General features: G+C 70.1%; 1 protein-coding gene. It reads right to left on the reverse strand.

Annotated elements, in window-relative coordinates; genetic code table 11:
• Nucleotides 1–32 precede the first annotated feature (32 nt).
• Nucleotides 33–1679, reverse strand: coding sequence for an IS1182 family transposase (locus tag MKW14_RS40620; RefSeq protein ID WP_240871802.1), 1647 nt, complete (start codon nucleotides 1677–1679; stop codon nucleotides 33–35).
• Nucleotides 1680–1770 lie beyond the last annotated feature (91 nt).

Genomic DNA, 1770 nt, shown 5'->3' on the forward strand with positions numbered 1-1770 from the left:
GGACGCTGTTGGTAAATCCGCCCCGCTGGATCTCATCCAGCGGGGCGGAGTGCTGCGAAGGGTGAGACTCGGGTGCGGGCGAGGGGGCGGCCGGTGAGCCAGGCATCAATGCGGGCGAGGTTGACGGCGGCGCCGGTGAAGTGGTGTTGCAGCCGGGTTTTGGCGAGGCCGCGGTAGCGGGATCTGCGCAGGCCGAACGCCTGGACGCCTTGGGAGATGGTGCCCTCGACGCCGGCGCGGTGTCCGTAGCGGCGGCGCCAGTGGTCGGTGTCCTGCTCGGTGCGGGCCTGCTGGAGGATCTCGTGTTCGGCCTTCGGCCGCAGGGTCAGGTTGCGGCCGGTTTCGGCGTTGGTGCAGGAGGTCCGCAGTTCGCAGGGGCCGCAGTGCCGTTCGGCGAAGCGGACGCGGGTGACCGGAGTGCCGCGGTGACTCTGGGCGTCTCGCCACTGAACGCTGGTGTGGCCGCCGGGACAGACGGCCTGGCGCTGCTCCCAGTCGATGGTGAAGCGGGTGCTGTCGAAGAAGTCGCCCGTCGCCTGTTGCCGGACGGTGTTCTTCCCGACCGGTCCGACGAGGGTGATGCTGTGATCACGGCGGGCGTGGTGGATCTGCTCGGCGTCGACGTATCCGGCGTCCACCAGATGTTCGTCCGGCACCAGTCGGCGTTCGGCCAGGGCGGTGTGGATGTCCTCCAGCACGGCGACGTCGTTGACCGGTGCCGGGGTGGTGTGGATGTGGGTGATCAGGTGCGGGGCGTCGGGCTCGCAGGTCTCGCTGAGGTGGACCTTGTATCCGGACCAGCCCAGATCCCGTTTCGCTCCGGTCCTGGCCTCCGGCTCGTGCGGGGTGCGTAAGCGGATCAGGCCAGGCGGGGTGTTCTTCGGTTCCCGCCAGCGCACGGCGCCGTCGACGCGGTGGAACTGCTGTACCCAGGTCTGGCGGAGGAACTCCACCGCGGGAAGATGCCGCAGTCCGGGCGGTGCCGATGCCGAGCAGACCGCTTGAAGCAGCACCATGCCGTCGGCCCCGCACTGGTCGCCGTGCTCGATCCGGGCGGCCCACCGGGACGGGAAACGGCTGTCCTCCGGCCGGGCCGAGTACCGGTCGAACCACTCCGGCGCAGCCAACGCCACGAGCCAGTCCCCGGCCGCCTCGGCAATCTGGTTCAAAGCGGCTCGCAGAGTCTCGACCACGAACTCCAGCCGGCTCAGATCCCTGGTCACGGCCAGGACATGGGTGGCGTCCGTGCGCTGCCGGTCACCCGCCTTGACCAGCCCGGCCTCCCCGGCGGCAGTCAGCACCGCGTCGAACACCGCCCGCCCCGCATCCGACTCGGCCAACCGGGACCGGAACTCGCTGAGCACGGAGAAGTCGAACCCCGTATCGGCCAGCTCCAGCGACAGGGCGTACTTCCAGTCCAGACGCGAACGGACCGCGTGCGCGGCCTGCCGGTCGGTCAGCCCTTCCGCGAACTGCAACACCGACACCAGCGCCAGCCGCGCCGGCGAGACCACCGGCCGCCCCCGCACCGGGAACAACTCCGCGAAGTCGGCATCGGCGAAGACCGGCCCGAGCGCATCCCGCACCCGCATCACCAGACACCCCTTCGGAAACACCGCACGCGCCAGCCGCGCGGTCTCCTCCGGAATCTCCGCCAGATCCACCCCATGCAACGACACGAACCCACCCCACACACGACGACGCCTGCACAACCCCAACGGGGTCGTGCAGGCCGTCGTCACGCAGGCCCCTGGATTTACCAACAGCGTC

This window comes from Streptomyces gilvus, assembly GCF_022513565.1.
Taxonomy (GTDB): Bacteria; Actinomycetota; Actinomycetes; order Streptomycetales; family Streptomycetaceae; genus Streptomyces; species Streptomyces gilvus.